Origin of the sequence: Peteryoungia rhizophila (assembly GCF_004912145.1) — a bacterium.
In the GTDB taxonomy this organism is placed as follows: domain Bacteria; phylum Pseudomonadota; class Alphaproteobacteria; order Rhizobiales; family Rhizobiaceae; genus Allorhizobium; species Allorhizobium rhizophilum.
Map to the genome: position 1 here is coordinate 560445 of NZ_STGT01000004.1, position 22350 is coordinate 582794.

19 protein-coding genes are annotated in these 22350 nt (G+C 60.7%); 15 read left to right on the plus strand and 4 right to left on the minus strand.

Annotation, left to right across the window (positions count from 1 at the left end; translation table 11 throughout):
- Window positions 1-91: 91 nt before the first annotated feature.
- The 5 genes from E9677_RS18780 to E9677_RS18800 all read left to right on the plus strand — a co-directional run bounded on the left by E9677_RS18780 (window position 92) and on the right by E9677_RS18800 (window position 6092).
- Window positions 92-2398, plus strand: coding sequence for a TonB-dependent receptor domain-containing protein (locus E9677_RS18780; RefSeq protein WP_136559550.1), 2307 nt, complete (start codon window positions 92-94; stop codon window positions 2396-2398).
- 89 nt (window positions 2399-2487) lie between these two features.
- Entirely contained in the window at window positions 2488-3399 is a 912-nt protein-coding gene (locus tag E9677_RS18785) for a siderophore ABC transporter substrate-binding protein (protein ID WP_136559551.1), read from the plus strand.
- Entirely contained in the window at window positions 3399-4376 is a 978-nt protein-coding gene (locus E9677_RS18790; RefSeq protein WP_136559552.1) for an ABC transporter permease, read from the plus strand. The genes E9677_RS18785 and E9677_RS18790 overlap by 1 nt, the downstream gene beginning before the upstream one ends.
- Window positions 4369-5310 carry an iron chelate uptake ABC transporter family permease subunit gene (locus tag E9677_RS18795; RefSeq protein ID WP_136559553.1) on the plus strand — a complete coding sequence of 314 codons (942 nt, stop codon included), beginning with the start codon at window positions 4369-4371 and terminating at the stop codon, window positions 5308-5310. Before E9677_RS18790 ends, E9677_RS18795 begins: the two co-directional genes overlap by 8 nt.
- The gene (locus E9677_RS18800) at window positions 5310-6092 is read left to right on the plus strand and encodes an iron ABC transporter ATP-binding protein (RefSeq protein ID WP_136559554.1); all 783 of its coding nucleotides are present in this window, start codon (window positions 5310-5312) and stop codon (window positions 6090-6092) included. Before E9677_RS18795 ends, E9677_RS18800 begins: the two co-directional genes overlap by 1 nt.
- Before the next feature lie 55 nt (window positions 6093-6147).
- Here E9677_RS18800 and E9677_RS18805 read toward each other — a convergent pair whose 3' ends face one another.
- The 3 genes from E9677_RS18805 to E9677_RS18815 all read right to left on the minus strand — a co-directional run bounded on the left by E9677_RS18805 (window position 6148) and on the right by E9677_RS18815 (window position 10032).
- The gene (locus E9677_RS18805; RefSeq protein ID WP_136559555.1) at window positions 6148-7530 is read right to left on the minus strand and encodes an MmgE/PrpD family protein; all 1383 of its coding nucleotides are present in this window, start codon (window positions 7528-7530) and stop codon (window positions 6148-6150) included.
- A gap of 62 nt (window positions 7531-7592) precedes the next feature.
- Window positions 7593-8684 carry an ornithine cyclodeaminase gene (locus tag E9677_RS18810; protein ID WP_168801274.1) on the minus strand — a complete coding sequence of 364 codons (1092 nt, stop codon included), beginning with the start codon at window positions 8682-8684 and terminating at the stop codon, window positions 7593-7595.
- A gap of 433 nt (window positions 8685-9117) precedes the next feature.
- Window positions 9118-10032, minus strand: a complete 915-nt coding sequence (locus tag E9677_RS18815; protein WP_136559557.1) for an AraC family transcriptional regulator — start codon at window positions 10030-10032, stop codon at window positions 9118-9120.
- Window positions 10033-10167: 135 nt separating this feature from the next.
- On the opposite strand from E9677_RS18815, the gene E9677_RS18820 reads away from it, so the two are divergent.
- From E9677_RS18820 to E9677_RS18840, 5 genes are all read left to right on the plus strand, one after another.
- Entirely contained in the window at window positions 10168-11418 is a 1251-nt protein-coding gene (locus E9677_RS18820) for an ABC transporter substrate-binding protein (protein ID WP_136559558.1), read from the plus strand.
- Window positions 11419-11484: 66 nt separating this feature from the next.
- The gene (locus E9677_RS18825) at window positions 11485-12348 is read left to right on the plus strand and encodes a carbohydrate ABC transporter permease (protein ID WP_136559559.1); all 864 of its coding nucleotides are present in this window, start codon (window positions 11485-11487) and stop codon (window positions 12346-12348) included.
- Window positions 12345-13163, plus strand: a complete 819-nt coding sequence (locus E9677_RS18830) for a carbohydrate ABC transporter permease (RefSeq protein ID WP_136559560.1) — start codon at window positions 12345-12347, stop codon at window positions 13161-13163. Before E9677_RS18825 ends, E9677_RS18830 begins: the two co-directional genes overlap by 4 nt.
- A gap of 7 nt (window positions 13164-13170) precedes the next feature.
- Entirely contained in the window at window positions 13171-14217 is a 1047-nt protein-coding gene (locus E9677_RS18835) for an NAD(P)-dependent alcohol dehydrogenase (RefSeq protein WP_136559561.1), read from the plus strand.
- Complete coding sequence (locus E9677_RS18840) at window positions 14217-15266, plus strand: ABC transporter ATP-binding protein (protein WP_136559562.1); 1050 nt, start codon at window positions 14217-14219, stop codon at window positions 15264-15266. Before E9677_RS18835 ends, E9677_RS18840 begins: the two co-directional genes overlap by 1 nt.
- Window positions 15267-15374: 108 nt before the next feature.
- Here E9677_RS18840 and E9677_RS18845 read toward each other — a convergent pair whose 3' ends face one another.
- Entirely contained in the window at window positions 15375-16082 is a 708-nt protein-coding gene (locus E9677_RS18845; RefSeq protein WP_136559563.1) for a GntR family transcriptional regulator, read from the minus strand.
- A gap of 127 nt (window positions 16083-16209) precedes the next feature.
- Here E9677_RS18845 and E9677_RS18850 point away from each other — a divergent pair, with 127 nt between their 5' ends.
- The 5 genes from E9677_RS18850 to E9677_RS18870 all read left to right on the plus strand — a co-directional run bounded on the left by E9677_RS18850 (window position 16210) and on the right by E9677_RS18870 (window position 22110).
- Complete coding sequence (locus E9677_RS18850) at window positions 16210-17208, plus strand: TRAP transporter substrate-binding protein (RefSeq protein WP_235883038.1); 999 nt, start codon at window positions 16210-16212, stop codon at window positions 17206-17208.
- A 72-nt stretch (window positions 17209-17280) separates the two neighbouring features.
- Window positions 17281-17865 carry a TRAP transporter small permease subunit gene (locus E9677_RS18855; protein ID WP_136559565.1) on the plus strand — a complete coding sequence of 195 codons (585 nt, stop codon included), beginning with the start codon at window positions 17281-17283 and terminating at the stop codon, window positions 17863-17865.
- Window positions 17862-19175, plus strand: a complete 1314-nt coding sequence (locus tag E9677_RS18860; protein WP_136559566.1) for a TRAP transporter large permease — start codon at window positions 17862-17864, stop codon at window positions 19173-19175. Before E9677_RS18855 ends, E9677_RS18860 begins: the two co-directional genes overlap by 4 nt.
- Entirely contained in the window at window positions 19175-20596 is a 1422-nt protein-coding gene (locus E9677_RS18865; protein ID WP_136559567.1) for a malonyl-CoA decarboxylase, read from the plus strand. The genes E9677_RS18860 and E9677_RS18865 overlap by 1 nt, the downstream gene beginning before the upstream one ends.
- Window positions 20593-22110, plus strand: coding sequence for a malonate--CoA ligase (locus E9677_RS18870; RefSeq protein ID WP_136559568.1), 1518 nt, complete (start codon window positions 20593-20595; stop codon window positions 22108-22110). Before E9677_RS18865 ends, E9677_RS18870 begins: the two co-directional genes overlap by 4 nt.
- Window positions 22111-22350 lie beyond the last annotated feature (240 nt).

Genomic DNA, 22350 nt, shown 5'->3' on the forward strand with positions numbered 1-22350 from the left:
AAAAAGATCGTCCGCGCGTGAAAAACTTGTCTCTTTCACTCGTATTTACCCTTGAACGTGGCGCTGAGCCGGTTTCAGTATGGGGATGAGTATGACGCTTGAGAGATTTTCCACGCATCGCGACGCCTTGATCAGGGCCATGTCGCGCCGCCTTCTAGCCACCACGGCCTTCACCTTGGTCCTTCTGGCAGGGCCCTGCAGCCTGCCCCTCATGGCGCAGACAGCGACCGAGATCGCCACAATGCGAAGCTATGATATTCCAGCACAGCCGCTTGCCAATGCGCTCAAGGCCTTCGGCCGTCAGTCGAGCCTGCAAGTGTCGCTGGCTGCAGAGGCTGCCCAGGGTGCAAGCTCAGCCACCGTTATCGGCAATCTGACAGCAGATGCAGCGCTCGCACGCCTGCTCGCCGGCACGGGTCTCACCTATCGCATCAGCAATGGTGTCGTGCTGGTCGGCGATCAGTCATCCGCGGTCACCAGTGGCGAACCGTCCGCCGACGGATCGACCGTGATCGGTGAGATCAACGTGACTGGCCAAAGGACTCAGACCAGCGTCAACTCGGTCAATATCGGGGCCGAGCGCCTCGAGGCCCGCAATCCGACCAGCATCGCCGATGTCTTCCGCGACGAAGCGGGTGTCAGCGTCGGCAGCTCGATGCCGACCTCACAGAAGGTCTATGTCAACGGCCTGGAGGAAACGACGCTCGCCGTGACGATCGACGGCAGCCGACAGAACAACCGGGTCTTCCACCACAACGCCACCAATCTCATCGACCCGTCGCTCCTGAAGGCCGTCGATGTCGATGCGGGCATTGCGCCTGCCGATATCGGCCCCGGTGCACTTGCAGGCTCGATCGCCTATGAGACGAAGGATGTGAAGGACCTGCTCGCGCAAGACGGGTTTGGCGGCCTGGTTTCGGAAAGCTACAATTCGAACAGCCGCACCTTTACCACTGGTCTCGGGGGCTGGGCCATGCAGGACGGCTTCGAATTCCTCGGCTTCCTGAACTATGGCAAGGGCGAGAATTACGAGGCCGGGAATGGCGCCGAGGTCCGGGGCACAGAAACGAATCTCCTGAGCGGACTGGGCAAGTTCGCCTATGAAGCGGAAAGCGGCGATCGCTTCGAATTCAGCCATGAGCGCGTGCGCGACGATGCGGAACGGCCTTACAGGGCCAATGCCAGCGTCGTCACGACCGGCCGCCCCTGGGAACCCGCCTATCGCAACTACAAGCTCGACCGCGACAACACCGTCTTCACCTACACGGATACGACACCAGAGGGTTGGTGGGATCCGACCATTCGTCTCGCCTACAGCCACAGCTCGGTCGAGACCCCGATCTTCTACAATGCCGGCGGTGGTGTGGGCGCATCTTACGACGGACAGGGCGAGAGCGGCAGCTTTAACGGCAAGTTCGAAAACAGGTTCGCATTGGAAAACGGCAGCCTCGTCGCCGGGGTGGATTTCTACAATGACAAGATTTCACTGGAGACCGACAGTGAACCCTTAGGGTATTCCGAGGACGCCTCAGAACGGGCCCGCAATATCGGCATTTACACACAGGCACGGATCGAACCGATCGACGACCTTCGGCTTTCCTTCGGTGGACGCGCTGACAAGCAGTGGTTCGAAGGCACGACAGGGGAGAAGTGGGACCATGCCGGCCTGAGCGGCAATGCGTCGATGGAATACGACCTGACCAGCTTCCTGACTGCCAAGGCCGGAGCAAGCCATGTCTGGGCGGGAATCCCGATTGCGGAAGCCTTCATTATGAATCCGGCCTGGGACTACGGGACCAGCGGGCCCGAAGTTACGACTGCCAACAATGCCATGCTCGGCCTCGAATTTCACCATGAGGGGTTTACGGTGGAGGGAAGCCTCTTTCGTAGCAGCATTCAGGATGCGCGCGTGGCGAAATGGGCCGTGGCCCGGGCGAACGACAATTACGACGTAGAAACGCAAGGCTTCGAGCTCGGTGCTGGCTACGACTGGGTCGATGGCTTCATCAAGGTCAAATACGTGCATGTCGACGCAGAGATCGATGGCATGCCGGTCGACTCCGATACGGGTACCTATCTGACGACGCCGGTCGGCAATATCATCACCGTCTCGGCGGCCCATACTTTTGTGGACTGGGGGCTCACCGTCGGTGGTGACATGGAATTCGCGCCGGAATATCAGGACGGCACGACCACCTATGCGGCTTACGAAGTGGTCAATCTCTATACCGAGTGGAAGCCTGAACAACTGCCGCACATGACCTTCCGCGCGGAGGTGCAAAACCTGTTCAACGAGACCTATGCGAGCCGTGCCACATACGGTCAGGAGTTCGGCAATGTGGAACCGCTCTATGAGCAGGGCCGCACTTTCCTGCTCTCGGTGAAGGCGACCTTCTGATCGACGAGAACCTCGCATCGATTGAGGGGCATGTTCATGCATGACCCTCAATCGATCAAAACGCGGCCATCTCTACACAAGGCATTGTCATGATCATTGTATCCCCCGTCCGCCACGCGCTCGTCGCCGCCGGCCTCTTTCTCTCAGCCTTTTCCGCGCTTGCTCTCGACGTCGAGACCTATACTGGCAAGGTGACCATCGATGGCACGCCGTCGAAGGTCGCCGTCTTCGACATTGCAGCCATCGACACGCTGACTGCGATCGGCGTCATGCCTTCCGGCATCCCTGAGAACCTCTATCTCCCTGACCTGTCGAACCTGAAAGGAAAGGCCGAGGTCGTGGGCGACATCTTCGAGCCCGATCTCGAGGCGCTGAGCGCGCTTCAGCCCGATCTTATCATCGTCGGCGGCCGCTCCTCGGGTAAGGAAAAGGACACTTCCAAGGTCGCGCCCTCGCTCGACATGACCATGGACGGCGTCGATGTGGTCGACCAGGCGCGTGCGCGGACCATGACCTATGGCGCGATCTTCGGCAGGGAGGCGCAAGCCGAAAAGGCTGTCGCCGATTTCGACGCAGCGCTTGCCCGCGCCAAGACGGCCGTAAAGGGCAAAGGCAGGGGGCTCATCCTCATGACCAATGGGCCGAAGATCACCGCCTACGGTGTCGATTCCCGCTTCGGCTGGGTGCACAAGGCGCTCGACCTGCCGCCGGCGGTGGAGGATGTCGAGGCCGCAACTCATGGCGAGCCGGTCTCCTTCGAATTCATCGCCAAGGCCAATCCCGACTGGCTGCTGGTGCTCGACCGGGCAGCGGCGATCGGTGCCAATGACCAGACTGCGAAGGCGACGCTCGACAATGCGCTGGTGGCTGAGACCAAGGCATGGAAGGCTGGCCAGGTGATCTATCTGCCATCGGCTGACTTCTATATCGCAGCCGGCGGCCTGAAGGCCACCGAACGGGTGCTGGCCACGATCGAGGCCGGTTTCTCCGACAGCCAGTGATGTCCATCATCGCTGACACAACACATCGCCGCACAATGATGAGCGCTGGGCTCTGCCTGGCGCTTCTCGTCGTCTCAAGCCTTGCCATTGGGGTCGAGGACCTGTCGTTTTCCGGGGCGGACGGCGCAATGCCGGCTGGCGATCTTCTTGCGATCAGCAGGCTCCCGCGCACGCTGGCGGCCTTGCTTTGTGGCGCAGGGCTGGCGGTGGCAGGCCAGATCATGCAGACACTGACGCGCAACCGCTTCGTCGAACCCTCGACATCCGGCACTGCCCAGAGTGCAGCACTCGGTATCCTGATCGTCACGCTCTTTCTGCCCGCCGCAGGCCTTGGGGTGAAGGCGCTCGTCGCGAGCGGCTGTGCGCTCGCCGGCACAGCACTGTTTCTAGCCACCGCCCATCGCCTTCCGCCGGAACAGCCGCATCTGGTACCGCTTTTCGGCCTCGTCTATGGCGGCGTGGTGGGGGCGGCTGTCACCTATGTCGCCTGGCAGAACGATCTTTTGCAATATCTCGAGATCTGGACGAATGGCGAATTCTCCGGCGTGTTGAAGGGGCGTTACGAGTTGCTCTTCGTCGCCGTCGTGATCGTCGCCGCCGCAATCCTGATTGCCGACCGGCTGACGATCATGACGCTTGGAGAGCAACAGTCGACCAGCCTTGGCATTGATTATCGCCGGATGACCCAGATCGGGCTGGTGCTGATCTCGGTCATGTCGGCGCTTTCGGTCGTGGTCGTCGGGCTCATCCCCTTTGTCGGGCTCGTCGTGCCGAACCTCGTCTCGCGGATCTTGGGCGACAATCTGCGTGGCACGCTGCCGCTTCTGGCACTCGGCGGTGCCATCCTCGTTCTCGGCTCCGATATTGCCGGGCGCCTCATCCGTTTTCCCTACGAGATCCCCGTGGGCACCGTGATGGGCGTGATCGGACCGGCGGTGTTCCTCTGGTTTATCCTCAAAGGGCGGCGCGATGCGTGACCGGATCGTCATCGCAGTCCTCTTCGGTCTCGCTCTCATCGCGGTCCTCGCCTTTCTGGGGGTGAACCTGCGCGGCAATATCGGTTTTGCGTTGGAGTTGCGCGCGATCAGGCTCGCTGCGCTGGTGACCGTTGCCGTCGCCATTGCGCTTTCAACCGTCACCTTTCAGACCATCACTGCCAACCGCATCCTGACCCCATCGATCATGGGGCTCGACGCACTCTACCAGTTCGGTCAGGTAGCGCTGGTCTCTGCACTGGGTGGGCTGGGTTACGTCTCGCTCTCGCCGCACCTGAAATTCGGTCTGGAAGCGGCAGCATTGATGCTGCTTGCAATGGTCATCCTCTGGCCATCGCTGAAGAGCCGCATGGACCTCACGCTGATGCTGCTTGCCGGCATTGTCATCGGCGGGCTCTTTCGCAGCCTGACCAGTCTTCTAGCCCGGCTGATCGACCCGCAGGAATTCGCCGTGGCGCAGCGGGCGATGTATGCCAACTTCTCCTCCCCAAATACGGAGCTCCTGCTGATTGCAGCGCTTGCGACGGTGGTCGCCGGCGGCTTCCTTTTTTCTCGCCGACATCTGCTCGACGTTGCAGCACTTGGCCGCGATACGGCAATCGGCCTCGGCGTCGACTGGAACCGGGTGATGCTGGTGCATCTCGTGATCGTTTCGGCTCTGGTTGCCGTTTCAACCGCTTTGGTCGGCCCCGTCACTTTCTTCGGCCTGTTGATTACAGCCCTTGCCGAACGGCTCACGGCATCGCGCCGCCATGTTTCCGTCTTCGTGGTTGCCATGCTTCTCGGGGTGATCGTACTCGTCGGCGGCCAGACGCTTCTGCAGCACGGGCTCGGTCAGGCCTCAACGCTCTCTGTGGTCGTCGATTTCGTCGGTGGCCTCGTCTTCATCCTGCTTCTGTTTGCGAGGCGCACCTGATGATCGAATTCAAATCTCTGAGCCTCCGGCGCGAAGGCCAGCGCGTGCTTGACAATATCGACCTCACGCTGCCCAAGGGCGGCCTGACTGCGCTGGTGGGCCCGAATGGGGCCGGCAAATCGACGCTGCTCTCGCTTGCAGCGCGGCTCTTGCCCTTGCAGCAGGGCTCGATCACGATCGACGGGCTGCCGGTTGCGTCGACGCCGGGCAAGGTACTGGCCAAGAAGCTCGCGATCCTCAGGCAGGACCCAGGACCTCCACCGCGCATCACGGTCCGCGAGATGATCGGCTTCGGTCGATTCCCACATAGCGGCGGGCGGATGATGGTCGAGGATCGCACCATGGTGGAGGAGGCTCTGACGCGCTTCGAGCTGGACGCCCTTTCCCACCGGACGCTCGACAGGCTCTCCGGCGGTCAGCGACAGCGCGTCATGGTGGCCATGACCTATGCGCAGGGTACGGATTACATGCTTCTGGATGAGCCCTTGAACAATCTCGACATGTATCACGCTCGTCAATTGATGCAGGAACTGCGCCGCCTCGCGGATAAAACCGGCCGTACCATCGTCATCGTGCTGCATGATATCAATCACGCCGCCGCCAGTGCCGACAGGATCATTGCCATGAAGGACGGCCGGATCGCAGCTGATGGCGCAGCCGACGCAATCATGCAGACACCGGTCCTCGAGAGGATTTATGGTTTTCCGGTGCCCGTCATCGAGGCAGCCGGGATGCGCCTTGCCGTACAGTATGCACGAAAGGCGGATGAGGCTGCCAGCTGAGGCTGTTTTGCGAGGTGGCATGGCCGATCGATCGCTGCCTGAACCACGACCAGGTTTAGCTGGACTGTCCGTCATCGCAAGACATGTCGGACATGCGCCTTTCCAGTATTTGCAGGAGGTCGCAGGCATTTCCCTCGCCGAGAAGATCGACCGAGCGAATGATACGGTCCTGATCCAATCGCTGGAACCGTTTTCCGGAGACCGAGCGGAACTTCGAGACAAGTGCCTCACGGTCCATGGGCCAAGCGGGATCTCCACGCGCACCGGTCATGTCAGACACAAGCCGCATGCCGGATTTGAGATGAATGGTGACCCTTGCACAGGTCTGCGCCGGAAACCGGGTTTCAGCCTCGGGATCGTCACGTAACGTAACCTTTGCGGCGAGTGCTGACAGCTCGGCTTGGTGAAGAAGGCATGGCGTCACAGGGGCGAGTGCTTCTTCACCGTGAAGCACGAGAACGGCCAGGCAATAGGGGAGGCTGTACTGGAGTGCCGTCAGATTTTCCGGACCGCAGCTATTGGCAAGTCTGAGCGCGAACCGGAAAGTACCCACCTCGATCCGATCGATATCACCCGTTGTGAAGTCGTGGTCACGGCGAAGAGCGAGATAGGCGTCGAGGGCGGGATGGATGTAGCGGCAACAGGCATAGGGCTTGAAATAGGTGTCCGAGATCTCGAAACGGCGGCCCAGTCCATCGAGGATACGGTCTCGGTCATAGAATTGCCCGTGATCGAGCAGATCGACCGGACCGGTAAAGCCGGCCCTCGCCAGAAAAGCAGCCTGAAGACCGGTCTGGGCACTGAAGGCAATACCTTCCTTGACCAGGTTGCCGGTCACCCGAGAATAGCCGGAACTGCCATTGGCCCTCTGATTGGGTGCCGTCACGCCTGCAATGGCAAGAGCCTCTGTCAGATGAGAAGGCTCCATCTTCAAGAGGCGGCCAACAGCGGCCGCAGAGGCAAAAGCTGCCCACCGCCCGGTCTGACGCGTGGGAATGGCGTCGATGTTCTGGGTGGCGGCGATCCTGACGCCGACATCATAGCCGGCAATGATGGCTGAGAGGATGTCTGGCGCACCGATCTGCGGCATGACGGAAGCAAGGGTGAGGACCGTCGGAATGACACTTGCACCCGGGTGGCCACGGGCCGCGCGATTGCCATCATCCAGATCAAGCGCCGAAGCGCATAGAGCGTTGTGAAGAAGGGCTGAAAGCAGCGAGCGTGTCTGTCCGGTGAACCAGGCTGGTGCCCGACCGTTCCCATAGAGCAGGTCAGAGGTTGCAATTGCAGCTGACGGTGCCGGCGATCCCGCACCCGCCATTGCGGCGGCCAACAGGTCGAGCACGCAAAGAAGCGTCACCTCTTTCACGTCAGGAGAGAGCCGCTCCACATCGATTGCAAGCGCATGGTCGGCCAGCCGACGCGTCAGATAGAGCATGATGCATTTCCTCTCACCAGACTTGCCAATTGCCTTCTCCAGGCAGCGGAAAATACGAGCGCTCAACCCGCGGCGAGATATTTCTCATAGAGTGCTGCAACGACGTAGAGGTCGAGCATGGGCAGTCCGACACAGGTGACGGAGACCGGGCTGCCCGGATCAAGGCCCCAGTCGGCTGTCTTCGACAATTCCAGAATTCCAAGATGGGGACCGAGTGCTTCTAGCGTGGTGCCTGCCTTGGAATATTGCAGGGCGAGGCTCTGCGAGTTTCGTCTGGAGACGGTTTCAAGGTCGTCGCAGCCGAGATGACCCTGGCGCAAGATCCGCCGCAAGGTCTCGACCGGCACTTCGTCGCCACCCAGATGGAGAAGGCAGGCGTCACGCCTCAGCTCGCCATCGGCAAAGACAGGAGAAACGGAATTTGTGGCGGTGATGACAAAATCTGCATCAGCCAAGAAGCGGTTGTCTTCCACAGCGACGATCTCGAAGGGAAGCTTAGGCGACAGGGAGGCTTGAAGCGCTTTGGCACTTTCCAGCCTGCGCGCCCTGACATGGACACGGGCGATGCGCTCCCCGGCACTATGAGCGAGCGAGGCAAGGATGGCGCCTGCGATTGGCCCGGCTCCGAACAAAAACACGTTGATCCTGTCGGCCTTCGCCAGACAGAGACGAAGAACCTGTGATGCATAAGCGCCTGTACGGCCGGCAGAAAGCCGGGTCGCATCGACGATTGCGAGCGGCTGCATCGAGAATTTCTCCATGAGGATGAAAGTCGATCTGGAGCGTGGAAGACCAAGCACGCGGTTGAAGGCATTCGCACCGATCACTTTCACACCGGCAAATCGTGGATTGACGCCATAAAGGCAGGAGAGCTTCCAGCCGAGCCGCTCGCCGGTAAACTCGGACGGACGGATCTCGTACCCGGCCTCCTGCCAGAACGTCGCCTCGGAAAGAGACATAACGGACTTAGCCCCTGAAGCCCGGCCAGTCCGGATATCGGCCCAGGCCTGGTCCAATACCTCATGCACCTCGCCGACCGAAAGCATGCAGTCGCAGTCCACGATCCTGGTCTCGTCGAGCAGCACCGGCGTGGTCGGAACATGACTGAACAGCGAAGCTGAAGTCAAAATGGAATTTGTCTCATTGCCTGGCATGTGCCCTGATCCTCCTCGGCGCTCCCATGACCGATCCGAGGGTGATGATAGCGGAGCAGAAGGCGGCTGGAGGCGAAGTCTCGGCAAAGACTTGGGGGACATCCCATGTCAAGGATCGGCAAAGCTCAGTGTCGTCGAAGGCCGAGCGGTCAGGCGTAAGAAAGGGTTTGATGGAGGTCGCACCGGAGCAAGCCAAACACGTTTTGGCCTGAGGGTGGCCACAGCACCAATCAGACGTATTGGCGTCGCACTAACTAGGTGCCTTATCAATACACTAGTTTGATGCATTTGGCCTGGTTGAAGAAGCAGGCGGAGCGCCTGGATTTCTTGTTTGGCCATACAGACAGCCAGGAATATGTAGATGCCCTGACAGGCGACGTAAGGACAAATGGCTTGCATGGAGCAAGTGGCCAGTTCGGCAACAAGGCTCGAGTCATATGACAGACCTGGCCCTGATCCTGGCCGCCTGCCGATAGGCACGGGGTGTCAGCCCGGTCTCGAGGCGGAAATACCGATTGAAGTTCGACAGATTGTTGAAGCCTGCTTCAAAACAGATATCGGTGATCGACGTGTCGGTTTCGCCAAGCAGCGTTCTGGCCCTCCATACGCGGACCGAGCGGCTGTAGTCGGAAAAGTTCATGCCCGTGAGACGCCGAAAAGCCCGGGAAAATGCAGAGGGCTCGAAACCCACCCGTTCGGCCACCTCGTGCATCTGGGCGCCTGGATCCGATTGCAGGATCTGGATGGCCTGGTCGATGCGCCGGTGCCTTCGGTCCGAGACCTGATTGTAGATCGAGATAAAATGTTCACTGGCGAGCAGGCGCTTTTCGGGGGCTGCCTCGATCGCCTCGAGGATCTCCAGAAACAGCCCGAGCCCGCCGCGAGGTCCGATCGCATGAAGTTCGAGGATCTTCTCACCGATCGCAAAGGCATCCGCGCCGAACACCTCGATCCCCCGCTGTGCCAAGGGTTTGAGCCGGTGGAGCACGTCGAACTCGGGGCAGACCGCGCGAACACCGATCAGGGAATCCGCATCGAATTGCAGGACCATGTCGCGACCGGGAAGCGACGGTGCGCCGGGTGTGATCCAGTTATGCGGCAAATTGGTGCCGGTCAGCATCAGATGCCCCGGCCGAAAGGGCCCAATATAGTCACCGACATAGGCAAAGCCACTGGCATCCGGGATGAAGTGGATCTCCCATTCGGGATGGTAATTCCAGATGCAGATCGGATTGGGATAGTCGTCCCGGCGGATGAGGTAGGACGCGCCTCCGGGCAGGACGATCTGCTCGCGGGTTGCGGTGAAGGTCTCGGAGACCGACTGCGGAAAATCTGATGCAATAGGCATTCAGGGACTCATGTTGTGGTGCACAATTGTCAAAATAATACCAGTTCTGCGCTGAAGGCAAACTAGTTCGCGCTGATCTCTTCAGCAAAAGTGCCCTCGTCGATGGCAAGGGAGTTGCCATCCAGGGAGGAAATCATGACATCAAATGCTCTCCGCGCCGGTTGCGCGGTCATCGCCATACTTGCCGCTTCGAACGCGCTTGCCGCGGCCCAATGCACGGAAGATGTCCGTGTGCTCGCCCAGCCGCGCGACGGTCTGACGCTTCTCGAAGACTATGTCGACGAGTTCGAGGAACTTTCGGGCGCCGGCTTCGAGATCAGCTATCTCAATGAAAACGACCGCCGCGCCAAGTCGCAGGCCGATGCCTCGACCGTCGGCAGTTTCGACGTCTACTATATCGATGAAGCCAATCTGGCGCTCTTCGCCTCATCCGGCTGGGTCGTGCCTCTCGAGGGCTTCTATCCGCAAGAATACGACTATAACGATTTCGACGCCGGCATGCGGGCAGCTGCCACCTATGACGGCAAGCAGTGGTTTGCCCCGGTTCAGGGCGGCGGCGACCTGATGGTCTATCGCACCGATCTTCTCGAAGAGGCCGGCATCGCTCCGCCGAAGACCTGGGACGAGTATTTTGCCGCCGTCCAGAAACTGCATGATCCGGACAATGGCGTCTATGGCACGGCTCTGCGTGGCCAGCGCGGATCAGGCGCCAATGTCTGGCGCTGGATGCCCTTCTTCAAGGCCAATGGCGGCGAGTGGTTCAAGGACGGCAAGCCGGCCTTCAACTCGGACGCGGCCGTGAAAGCGACCGAGACCTATCTCGAGCTCTTCAAGTATTCGGCACCTGGCACGCAGACCGGTTCCTGGGACGAATCCACCGGTGCCTTCCGCTCGGGCAAGGTCGCGATCATCATCGAATCCGCACCGCTCGGCGGCATGTCCGTCGACAAGGCGCAGAGCCAGGTCGCCGACAAGGTCGCCTTCTCCGTGCCGCCGTCTCCGCTGCCAGGTGGCGGCTACGCCCACGGCTTTGCCATTGCGTCCAAGGCCAATGCAACGGATGAGGAAAAGGCCTGTGCTGGTCTCTTCGTTGCCTGGGCAACGTCCAAGGAGCAGGAGGCCCGGCGCCTGGCCGCCGGCCAGCCGGGCGAACTGACCCGCACCAGCACCTATCAGAGCCCGGAATATGCCGCGACCTTCGGTCAGAACCTGGCCGATGCCATGGCTGCCACCGGTGACAAGACGACAGTCACTTTCTGGCAGGATGCGCGTTGGCAGGAACTGGGCAATCAGTGGGGCATCATGCTGGAAGAGCTGATCACCGGCAGCCGCACCGACATCAAGGCGACACTCGACGAACTCGAAGCCTTCGCCGCCAAGCTTTAAGGCTCCCAAGCAGCCAACTCGGGCGCGTCGAATGACGCGCCCCTTTTTCCCATCCGAGGATCTGCCATGCGCCGAGGCCGCTCGCTGCCTTACGTCTTTCTTGGCCCCACATTGGGCATCCTGGTCGTCCTGGCGCTTGTGCCGACGATCTATGCGATCAACATTTCGCTGCAGAACCGGACGCTGTCCGCGCCTGATGCGAACTATGTCTGGTTTGCCAATTACCTGGCGCTGTTTTCCGATGCCCGTTTCCTGAACGCGCTCTGGGTCTCGTTCAAATGGGAGATCATCAGTGTCACCGCGACCATGGCAACCGGCCTTGCACTCGGTATTGCCATGTTCGAGGCAGCCAGTCCCCGTATGCGCAACCTACTTTGCGTGCTTTTCATCATTCCGGTCCTACTACCGCGCGTCTGCGCCGCCTTCGTCTGGAAGTTTGCCTTTCACCCGCTCTACGGTGCCCTGACCTGGCCGGTCCGGGAACTGACCGGCATCACGCCGGATATTTTATCGACGCCACTCGGCGCGCTCCTGGCCGTTGCCTTCGTCGATGTCTGGCAGTGGGGCCTGTTCTTTGCGGTGATCATCCTGAAGCTCCTTGAATCCCTGCCACCACAGCCGCTGGAAGCCGCGCGTATCGACCGGGCAACCCGCTTCGAGATCCACCGCTTCGTCACACTGCCCATGCTGAAAGCACCCCTGATCAGCCTGTTGCTCGTCAAGGCGATCGAAAGCCTGCGCTCATTCGATCTGGTTTACGTCATGACCCGCGGGGGGCCCGGCATCTCCACAGAGACGCTCGACATGTATGCCTATTCGCAAGGCTTCATCGAAGCCGGCAAGATCTCCTATGCCTCCTCCATGGCCGTCATCATGATGGTGCTGACCATCGTCACCTTCACCATTACCTGGAAGAGGCTCAACCGATGAAGCTCTCGACCCTGCTGCTCAAGCTCCTGCTGATCGTGGCCGCCGCCCTCGTAGTGCTGCCACTCCTTTGGACACTGCTCAACGCCTTCAAGACCAATGCCGACCTTCTGGTCTCCACGCCAAAGCTCGTCTTCCAGCCGGTCTGGGATAACATGAGCTATGTGCTCAACCGCCGCTCGGTGGCCCGCGCCCTCGTCAACTCGCTGATCATCTGCTCGAGTGCCGTCGCCCTCGGCGCCGTGCTTGGTGTTCCCGCAGCCTATGTGATTGCCCGGTTCAAGAACCGGATCACGGCTGAAGCGCAGTTCTTCGTGCTTTCGCTGCGCTTCCTGCCACCGGTCGCGATCGCCATTCCTATGCTGGTCATCTGGCTGGGGCTTGATCTCTACGACACCCGCCTGTCGCTGATCGTGACCTATCTGATCGTGACGGCCTCGATCACGATCTGGCTGTCTGTGCCGGCCTTCGAGCGGGTCAGCCTGCATGTCGAGGAGGCCGCCCGCGTCGATGGGCTCGGTCCCTACGCGACCTTCTTCCGCATTGCGTTGCCAATCGCCCGCTTCCAGGTCTTCGGTGCGATCGCTTTTTCCTTCGTGCTCGTCTGGAACGAGTTCCTGCTCGCCATGATGCTCACGACGTCGAAGGCAAAGACCCTGCCGATCATCGCATCCGAGATGTCACAGCTCGGTATGAACGTGCCCTGGGGCATCCTGAACGCTGCCGTCGTCCTCCTGTCCCTGCCGCCGCTGATCCTGCTCGGGGTGCTGGCGGGCGGGCTCAACGCCGCATTTTCCAAGAAATCCGATCAAGGTTGATAGATCAATGAAAGCACTTGTCCTCGAACGTGTCGGCGAACTTTCCCTGCGCGATATCGATCTGACGCAGCAGATGGGGCCGGACGATGTCCGCATCCGCATCCACACCGTCGGCGTCTGCGGCAGCGACGTGCATTATTACACCCATGGCCGCATCGGCGACTTCATCGTCAACGCGCCCATGGTACTGGGCCACGAGGCCGCCGGCATCGTCACCGAGACCGGTGCCAATGTCACGCATCTGAAGCCAGGAGACCGGGTCTGCATGGAACCCGGCATCCCCGATCCCAAATCGCGGGCCTCCAGGCTCGGCCTCTACAATGTCGATCCGGCCGTCACCTTCTGGGCGACACCGCCCGTGCATGGCGTGCTCTGCCCCGAGACGGTGCATCCCGCCAGTTTCACCTACAAGCTGCCGGACAATGTCTCCTTTGCCGAAGGCGCCATGGTCGAACCCTTTGCGGTGGGCATGCAGGCGGCAGCCCGCGCAAAGATCACCCCCGGTGATACCGCCGTCGTCACCGGCTGCGGCACTATCGGCATCATGGTGGCACTGGCGGCATTGGCCGGCGGTTGCTCGCGCGTCCTGATCTCCGACATTTCCGAGACCAAGCTGAAGCTCGCCGAAACTTATGGCGGCATCACTGGCGTCAATCTGAAGGAAGTGGATCTTATCGAGACGGTCAATGAGGCAACCGATGGCTGGGGCGCCGACATCGTCTTTGAATGCTCGGGCGCAGCTGCAGCCATCAAAGACCTGTTCAAACTCGTCCGTCCTGGTGGCACGGTTGTTCTCGTCGGCCTGCCGCCGGAACCGGTCGCCGTCGATCTGGCAGCGGCCTGCTTTCGCGAATGCCGGATCGAGACCGTCTTCCGCTACGCCAATGTCTTTGATCGGGCGCTCGCCCTGATTGCCGCCGGCAAGGTGGATCTCAAGCCCCTGGTCTCGGGCACCTATGGTTTCGAGCAGTCGATCACAGCCTTCGAGCGTGCGGCCGAAGGGCGACCGGAAGACGTGAAGCTGCAGATCGTCATGAACGGGGAGGGGAGCTGATGGCCACTGTCGAATGCCGGGGCATCCGCAAGGTCTATGGCGCACTCGAGGTCATGCGCGACTTTGACCTCAAGATCGACGACCATGAATTCGTGGTCTTTCTAGGCCCGTCGGGCTGCGGGAAATCCACCATGCTGCGCATGATCGCAGGGCTTGAGGAGATCTCGGGCGGGGATCTCCTGATCGGTGGGGAGCGGATGAACGAGCGTGATCCCGGAGACCGGGGCATTGCCATGGTCTTCCAGAACTATGCGCTTTATCCGCATATGAGCGTGCGCGAGAACATCACCTTCGGGCTGGAGCGGGCCGGCATCCAAAAATCGGCGATCGAGCAGCGCCTGGCGCCTGTGGTCGAGGCGCTTGGCCTCGGTGTCTATCTCGCCCGCAAACCGACGGAACTGTCGGGTGGCCAGCAGCAGCGCGTGGCAATCGCCCGCGCCATGATCAAGACGCCGGAAGTCTTTCTATTCGACGAGCCGCTTTCCAACCTGGATGCCAAGCTGCGCGGCAGCCTGCGCGTCGAGATCGCGCGGCTCCACCGCGACCTGAAGACGACGAGCATCTATGTCACGCATGACCAGCTGGAGGCGATGACCCTCGCCGATCGGATCGTGCTGATGAAGGATGGCAGGATAGAGCAGATGGGCACGCCTGAGGAGATCTATCAGACGCCGGCCACTGTCTTTGCCGCGGGTTTCATCGGCACGCCGAACATGAACTTCCTCACTCTGGAGGCGTCTGCAGGCGCGCTCACCGACAGCGATATCTCTCTTGAACCGCGTTTTCCCGTAAGGCCGGGTCCCGTTACCGTCGGTCTACGGCCCGGAGCGCTTCGACTGAGCCAGAACGAAGGGGCGATCAGAGGTCGCGTGGAGCGCAACGAGTTTCATGGCGAAACCCGGCTGTTGACGCTGAGCGTCGGCGCGCATGAGCTCACCGTCTCGATCCCGGCCGGCCTCCGGGTCAACGAGGGCGAGGTCCTCGGTTTCGATGTGGCTCCAGCGGATCTCCACCTGTTCGATCCAACGACCGGCATGCGCCTCGGCTGATCTTGCCCGTATGCGTCCAGATCGACCTTGATCTGGACGCGCGGGAACAGTCGTTGAGGTCAGAGGAGGGGCTGCGGCTGACGCTTGTCGGGCAAGAAAAACGAGGCTTTATCCGCCGCCTTTCGATTTGCCCGTCAAAGAGGTCTCGGCAGGTGTCCGGCTTTTCAGCTTCTCGATATTGGCGACGAGGTCACTGAAGCGATCTCCCTGCACCGCGACGTGCCCCCGCAAGAGGGCACGCGCCAGGTCGCCATTGCCGTCGAGGATGGCATCGACGATTCCGCCATGCTCTTCGAGCGAAACCTTCATGCGATTGCGCACGCGCAACTGAAGACGCCGGTAGGGGCGAAGGCGCCTGTGCAAAGCCACGCATTGCTCCTTCAGGAAACCGCTATGGCTGGCCTCATAGATTGCCTGGTGGAAGATCTCGTTTTCGTAATAGTAACTGTCCGTATCGTTGCTCATCGCTGCATCCGTGCAACGTTGATGGGCGGTACGCAGTCTTTCTGCGTCTTCACTTGTATGACGGCGCGCAGAATGGGCCCCGGCCATCCCCTCGAGCTCCGCCATGACATCGAACATCTCGAAGACGTAACGAGGTCCAGGATCGACCACCACGGCGCCGCGCCGCGGCCGGATCTCGACCAGGCCGATGGCGCTCAGCTGCATCAGGGCTTCCCGGATCGGGGTTCGCGAGACACCGAAGCGTGCGGCGAGCTGGCTCTCGTCCAGACGGTCGCCGGGTTCGAACTCTCCCGTCACGATACCATTTTCGATTTCGTCCCGAAGTTTATGAAATGTGCTCTGCTCGCTCACGCTCAAGCCCCCCCCGCGTACAAGAGATGACTTCTCGTATACAAGATGATTGACTTCGTGTGCAAGATGGTTTCACATTGCTGTCAATCCGGCGGGGAGGCCGGATCAAGGGAGGAAACCTATGAAGATGCTCACACGCAGCCTGAGCCTTGGCGTTGCCATGGCCGCAGTCATGCTCGGCGCCGTTTCGGCCCAGGCAGAAACCGTTCTCAAGGCCTCGCACCAGTTTCCCGGTGGCAAGGGCGACATCCGGGACGAGATGGTCCAGCTGATCGCCAGGGAGGTCGAGGCCGCCAATGTCGATCTGAAGATCCAGGTCTTTCCGGGCTCATCTCTCTACAAACCGAATGACCAGTGGAATGCCCTGACGCGCGGCCTGCTCGACCTTACCTCGTTTCCACTCGACTATGCGTCGGGTCGCCATCCCGAGTTTTCAGCAACGCTGATGCCGGGCCTGGTCGGCAATTTCGACCGTGCCGTCCGGCTCAACGATTCCCCCTTCATGGCTGACATCAAGAAGGTCATCGAGGATCAGGGGGCCATGGTGATCGCCGATGCCTGGCTGTCCGGAGCATTCGCTTCGAAGAAGGGCTGCATCACCTCGCCCGAGACGATCAACGGCCAGGTGATCCGCGCCGCCGGCCCGGCTTTCGAAGAAATGCTCGCCGCCGCAGGCGCCTCGATTTCCTCCATGCCATCCTCGGAAATCTATTCCGGCATGCAGACCGGCGTTCTCGATGCTGCCAACACCTCGTCGGCGAGTTTCGTGTCCTATCGCCTCTTCGAGCAGGCGAAGTGCCTGACCGCACCTGGCGAAAACGCGCTCTGGTTCATGTATGAGCCGGTCCTCTTGTCCAAGCAGACCTATGACAAGCTGACGCCGGAGCAGCAGAAGGCCTTGCTGGACGCCGGCGAAAAGGCCGAAGTCTATTTCAACGAGGAAGTCCGCAAGGGCGATCAGGTGATGATCGACGCCTATAGGAAGGCAGGCGTCGAAGTGGTCGAAATGTCCAAGGCCGATTACGACGCCTGGCTCAAGATCGCCAAGCAGTCCGCCTACAAGAACTTCGCCGAAAAGGTCGAGGGCGGCGACAAGCTGATCGAAAAGGCGCTCGCGGTCGAGTGATCGCGAGACGACCAGTGCGGGGCGGCAAGAGACAGCCGCCCCTGATCACGACACTGCCGAGGAAACCATCACATGGTAAAGGGCTATATCTGGTTTATCAGCCAGATCTCGCGACTGTTCGCGCTGATTTCGACCGCATTGATCATCGCGGCCATGCTGGTCGTCTGTCAGATGATCCTGATGCGCTACATCTTCGCCTGGCCGACGATCTGGCAAACCGACTTCGTCGTCTTTTCGGCGACCGTCGCGATCTTCTTCGGAGCACCTTATGTGCTTTTGACGGGAGGTCATGTCGGGGTCGACGTGGTCGAGGTCATGGTGTCGACGAAGACCCGGTCCCGGCTGCAACTTGTCGGCAGCCTGCTTGGACTTCTCTTCTGTGCGATCATGTTCGCCGCCGGCTGGATCCAGTTTCATGACGCCTGGGCCGGCAACTGGAAGCATTCGAGTGTCTGGGCCCCGCCACTGTGGATCCCGCTTCTGGCGCTCCCGATCGGTTTCGGTCTTCTGTGCCTCCAGTATGTGGCCCGGATCCTTTCGCTGATCCTTGGCGAGCCAATCACCGAACCCGCCGTGGATCCCCATGTCGTTGCTGATCCGGCGATCGCGACGCTTGCAAAAACTCCTGCCACCCCATCCAGAAAGGTCACCCGATGAGCCCGACCATTGCCGGCGCAATGCTGATCATCTCGCTCTTCGCACTGCTTGGGACAGGCATGCCGATCGCCTTTGCGCTTGGGCTGTCTGCCGTGACCGCACTCTACTTTCAAAGCGGCCTGGACATATTCTTCGTGCTCGGCGACACCATGTTTTCAGGCATTGCCAATCTCGCCTATGTGTCGATCCCGATGTTCGTACTGATGGGGGCAGCGGTTGCGTCTTCGCCGGCCGGGTCCGATCTCTACACGGCGCTCGACCGCTGGCTGAACCGTGTGCCGGGAGGGCTCGTCCTGTCCAATATCGGCGCCTGCGCGATCTTTTCAGGCATGACCGGCTCATCGCCGGCCACTTGTGCGGCGATCGGCAAGATGGGCATTCCGGAAATGCTCAACCGCGGCTATCCGAACTCCGTCGCCACCGGCTCGATTGCAGCCGGCGGCACGCTCGGCATCCTCATCCCGCCCTCGGTCACCTTGATCGTCTACGGAATCGCGACCGAGACCTCGATCGGTCGGCTGTTCATGGCCGGCATCATTCCCGGCATCATGCTGACAGCCATGTTCATGACCTGGGCAATCATCGACTGCAAGCGCAAGGGCTACGTCTTCGACGGGGCCGCCATACGCTATACCCTGAAGGAGCGCTTAGCGACGCTGCCACGGGTTCTCCCCTTCCTGGTCATCATCGCCGGCACCCTCTATGTCCTGTATGGCGGGGTGGCAACGCCCTCGGAAGCTGCAGGCGCCGGCGCACTTCTGACACTGCTGGTCGTCATCATCGCCTACCGGCTGTTTCGCTTCAAACCGGTCGCTCACATCTTCTCCTCGGCCATGCGCGAGAGCGTGATGATCATGATGATCATGGCAGCGGCCGAACTCTTCGCCTTTGCGCTGTCGTCTCTCTACATCACCCAGTCGGTCGCGACCTTCATTGCCGATCTCGACGTCAACCGCTGGGTTCTGCTGGCAATCATCAATGTGTTCCTGTTGGTCTGCGGCATGTTCCTGCCCCCGGTCGCTGTGATCGTGATGACGGCACCAATGCTCTTCCCGATCGTCACCCAGGCGGGTTTTGACCCCTACTGGTTCGCGATCGTCCTGACCATCAACATGGAGGTCGGACTGATCACGCCGCCGATCGGCCTCAATCTCTTCGTCATCAATGCCATCGCCCCGAAGATACCGACCAGGGAGATCCTCTGGGGCGCGCTGCCCTATGTGATCGTGATGTTCATCGCGATCCTCATCCTGTGCATCTTCCCCGGTATCGCAACCTGGCTGCCAAATCACATGCTCGGAGGGATCTGATGAACACGACGTCATTCCTGGGTGACATGCTCCAGGCCATCACCGATCGCGGGCGAAGGCTGTTGTCGCTGAATGTCCCGGTCGACGGCAGCAATCCGGTCGACAGGATGGAAGCCCTTTGCGAAGCGCTGCTGTCTGGTCGGGGGGAAGCCTCGGGCATGGCCCTTGCCAACGACATCCTCACCGCCTGGCGTGGGCTGGATCCAGAGGGCCAGCTGGACTTCATGCAAAGACTGCTCCTGAACTTCGGGCCAAGAACAAAAGAGCTGGAACGCGCGATCGACACTTATCGCAATGACCCGACACCTGTTGCCCTGCTCGTCCTGCATGAGGCGGCGGAACCGCGCCGGCAGGAACTCATCCGGCGTTTCAATCTTGCACCAAACGGCATCGAAAGCCTTGTGCGCATGCGTGAAGCGCTCCTTCGGATGAAGAAGGATCGGCCGGATCTGGAAGCGGTGGATTCCGACTTCGCCCATCTGTTCAGCTCCTGGTTCAACCGTGGCTTCCTGATGCTGAAGCCGATCAGCTGGTCGACGCCGGCCGACATCCTGGAAAGGATCATCCGTTACGAGGCGGTCCACCAGATCGGCAGCTGGGAAGAGTTGAGGCTTCGGCTGGCGCCGAAGGACCGGCGGTGTTTTGCATTTTTCCATCCGCAACTGGCCGATGATCCCCTTATCTTCGTGGAAGTCGCGCTCACCCGCGAGATTCCCAACAATATCGCAGATCTCCTGCGCGAGGACCGTGTGCCGATCGGAGACGCCGAGGCGACCACCGCCGTCTTCTATTCCATCTCGAACTGCCAGGATGGTCTGCGAGGGATTTCCTTTGGCAATTTCCTGATCAAGCAGGTGGTGGAGGATCTGAAACGCGACTTGCCGCGGCTCGATCGCTTCGTCACGCTCTCTCCCGTCCCAGGCTTTGCCAACTGGCTCGCAGACGAGCGGCGCCGCGAGACGTCCGAGGCCTTGAACCAAGCCGACAAGACAAGGCTCGAAGCGCTCGACGAGAGTGGCTGGGCCGATGACGCGGAGCTGAGGGCGCAGGTGCAGCCGGTGCTGACGGGTGCTGCCGCCTGGTACTTCCTGAAAGCCCGCAATGCACGGGGACGGGTGATCGATCCGGTCGCCCGTTTTCATCTGGGCAATGGCGCCAGGCTGGAGCGGATCAACATCCTGGCGGACCGATCCCCACGTGCCATGCGCCAGTCCCATGGCCTGATGGTCAACTATCTCTACAACTTCGACGACATAGAGAAGAACCACGAGGCCTTTGCGGCAAGAAGCGAGGTCGTGGCCGCAGCTCCGGTTCGCAAACTGGTACCGGCGGACAGGGGAACAAGGAGCCTCATCACTGGTGCCGGCTCAGGCTCGACGGGTGTTCAGAACGAAAAAGGCAGCAAGGAGTTCAGTGCATGAGCAATCACATGATCGATGCGATCCGAAACGGCATCCACCCCGATGATGTGTTCATCGAGACCGCATCCGGCAAGCGCTTCACCTATGGTGACATGCTCACTCTCTCTGCCCGCCTCGCCGGAGCTCTGAAGAACCGCGGCGTCGAACCGGGCGACAGGGTCGCGGTGCAAGTGGAAAAAAGCCCTGAAGCCTTGATACTCTACCTCGCCTGCCTGCGCGCTGGTGCTGTATATCTGCCTCTCAACACGGCCTACACGCTTGCGGAGCTCGACTACTTCATCGGCGACGCCGAGCCTTGCCTGGTCGTCTGCGCTCCACATGCGGCCGAAGGACTGCAACCGATCGCAGCGCAGCGGGGTGCGGCGGTCGAAACGATGGACGACAGTGGCGGCGGCAGCCTGATGGAGCTGGCGCGTGCACAGCCTCAGGATTTCGCAGATGTCGCGCGCGGAGCCGACGATCTCGCCGCAATCCTTTATACTTCCGGCACGACGGGCCGATCGAAAGGCGCCATGCTCACCCATGACAACCTACTGTCCAACGCAACGACGCTTCGCGATTACTGGCGTTTCACCCGGAGCGACAAGCTGATCCACGCGCTTCCGATCTTTCATACCCACGGTCTTTTCGTCGCCTCGAACGTCACGCTGCTTGCGGGTTCCTCGATGGTGTTCCTGCCGAAATTCGATGCCGAGCAGGTTCTCGAACTAATGCCTCAAGCGACCTGCATGATGGGCGTTCCGACCTTCTATGTCCGGCTGATCCAGTGCGCGGCACTGACCCGCGAGCGCACCGCAAACATGCGTCTTTTCATCTCCGGCTCGGCCCCGCTTCTTGCCGAAACGCATCGACAGTTCGAGGCAATGACCGGTCATCGCATTCTCGAGCGCTATGGCATGACCGAAACCAACATGAACACCTCAAATCCTTATGAGGGAGAGCGGATGGCGGGAACCGTCGGCTTTCCGCTGCCGGGCGTCTCGCTGAGGGTCGCCGATACTGAGACCGGAAGGCTGCTCGACGAGGGCGAGACAGGCATGATCGAGGTGTCCGGCCCCAATGTCTTCAAGGGATACTGGCGCATGCCGGAAAAGACCGCTGCGGAATTCAGAGCCGATGGCTTCTTCATTACCGGCGACCTCGGGATGATCGACGAGCGCGGCTATGTCCACATTGTCGGGCGTGGCAAGGATCTGGTGATTTCGGGCGGATACAACATCTATCCGAAAGAGGTGGAGACCGAGATTGATCAATTGCCGGGCGTCTTCGAAAGCGCCGTCATCGGCGTACCCCATCCCGACTTCGGTGAAGGCGTGACGGCAGTCGTCGTCTGCCAACCGGGAATGACGATGACGGAAACGGACATCCTCCGTCCCCTGCAAGAACGGCTCGCCCGATTCAAGCAGCCGAAGCGCGTGATCTTCGTCGCCGATCTTCCCCGAAACACGATGGGGAAAGTCCAGAAGAATATTCTGCGCGACACCTATGCCAAACTGTTCGAGCCGGTGCTGTGACCTAACCAGCTCGCGTCACGTCGCCAGAACTCGGTGTGGTCGCTTCTGCGGCCCGTCCCCCACAACCAGCCGTCCAGCAGACACTAGGACTTGCCGGCTCCACCTCATGTTCTCAAACAACTGCTGACAGACGAGGCTTGAGAGACGCCAGTTCGCCAGCCCTCAACAGCAGGGCGAGGGGGACGCGATAGCGGCGTTTCCCTTCCCCGATGTGGTCCCAAATGCTGGTATCCACGATGT

Bases quoted from the DNA above. Each gene is read 5' to 3' on its own strand.
- E9677_RS18830 (WP_136559560.1), top strand. From the start codon at position 12,345: ATGAAGCTCTCGACCCTGCTGCTCAAGCTCCTGCTGATCGTGGCCGCC.
- E9677_RS18790 (WP_136559552.1), top strand. From the start codon at position 3,399: ATGTCCATCATCGCTGACACAACACATCGCCGCACAATGATGAGCGCT.
- E9677_RS18780 (WP_136559550.1), top strand. From the start codon at position 92: ATGACGCTTGAGAGATTTTCCACGCATCGCGACGCCTTGATCAGGGCC.
- E9677_RS18860 (WP_136559566.1), top strand. From the start codon at position 17,862: ATGAGCCCGACCATTGCCGGCGCAATGCTGATCATCTCGCTCTTCGCA.
- E9677_RS18795 (WP_136559553.1), top strand. From the start codon at position 4,369: ATGCGTGACCGGATCGTCATCGCAGTCCTCTTCGGTCTCGCTCTCATC.
- E9677_RS18820 (WP_136559558.1), top strand. From the start codon at position 10,168: ATGACATCAAATGCTCTCCGCGCCGGTTGCGCGGTCATCGCCATACTT.
- E9677_RS18785 (WP_136559551.1), top strand. From the start codon at position 2,488: ATGATCATTGTATCCCCCGTCCGCCACGCGCTCGTCGCCGCCGGCCTC.
- E9677_RS18840 (WP_136559562.1), top strand. From the start codon at position 14,217: ATGGCCACTGTCGAATGCCGGGGCATCCGCAAGGTCTATGGCGCACTC.
- E9677_RS18835 (WP_136559561.1), top strand. From the start codon at position 13,171: ATGAAAGCACTTGTCCTCGAACGTGTCGGCGAACTTTCCCTGCGCGAT.
- E9677_RS18855 (WP_136559565.1), top strand. From the start codon at position 17,281: ATGGTAAAGGGCTATATCTGGTTTATCAGCCAGATCTCGCGACTGTTC.
- E9677_RS18825 (WP_136559559.1), top strand. From the start codon at position 11,485: ATGCGCCGAGGCCGCTCGCTGCCTTACGTCTTTCTTGGCCCCACATTG.
- E9677_RS18850 (WP_235883038.1), top strand. From the start codon at position 16,210: ATGCTCACACGCAGCCTGAGCCTTGGCGTTGCCATGGCCGCAGTCATG.
- E9677_RS18870 (WP_136559568.1), top strand. From the start codon at position 20,593: ATGAGCAATCACATGATCGATGCGATCCGAAACGGCATCCACCCCGAT.
- E9677_RS18800 (WP_136559554.1), top strand. From the start codon at position 5,310: ATGATCGAATTCAAATCTCTGAGCCTCCGGCGCGAAGGCCAGCGCGTG.
- E9677_RS18815 (WP_136559557.1), bottom strand. From the start codon at position 10,032: ATGCCTATTGCATCAGATTTTCCGCAGTCGGTCTCCGAGACCTTCACC.
- E9677_RS18810 (WP_168801274.1), bottom strand. From the start codon at position 8,684: ATGCCAGGCAATGAGACAAATTCCATTTTGACTTCAGCTTCGCTGTTC.
- E9677_RS18865 (WP_136559567.1), top strand. From the start codon at position 19,175: ATGAACACGACGTCATTCCTGGGTGACATGCTCCAGGCCATCACCGAT.
- E9677_RS18805 (WP_136559555.1), bottom strand. From the start codon at position 7,530: ATGCTCTATCTGACGCGTCGGCTGGCCGACCATGCGCTTGCAATCGAT.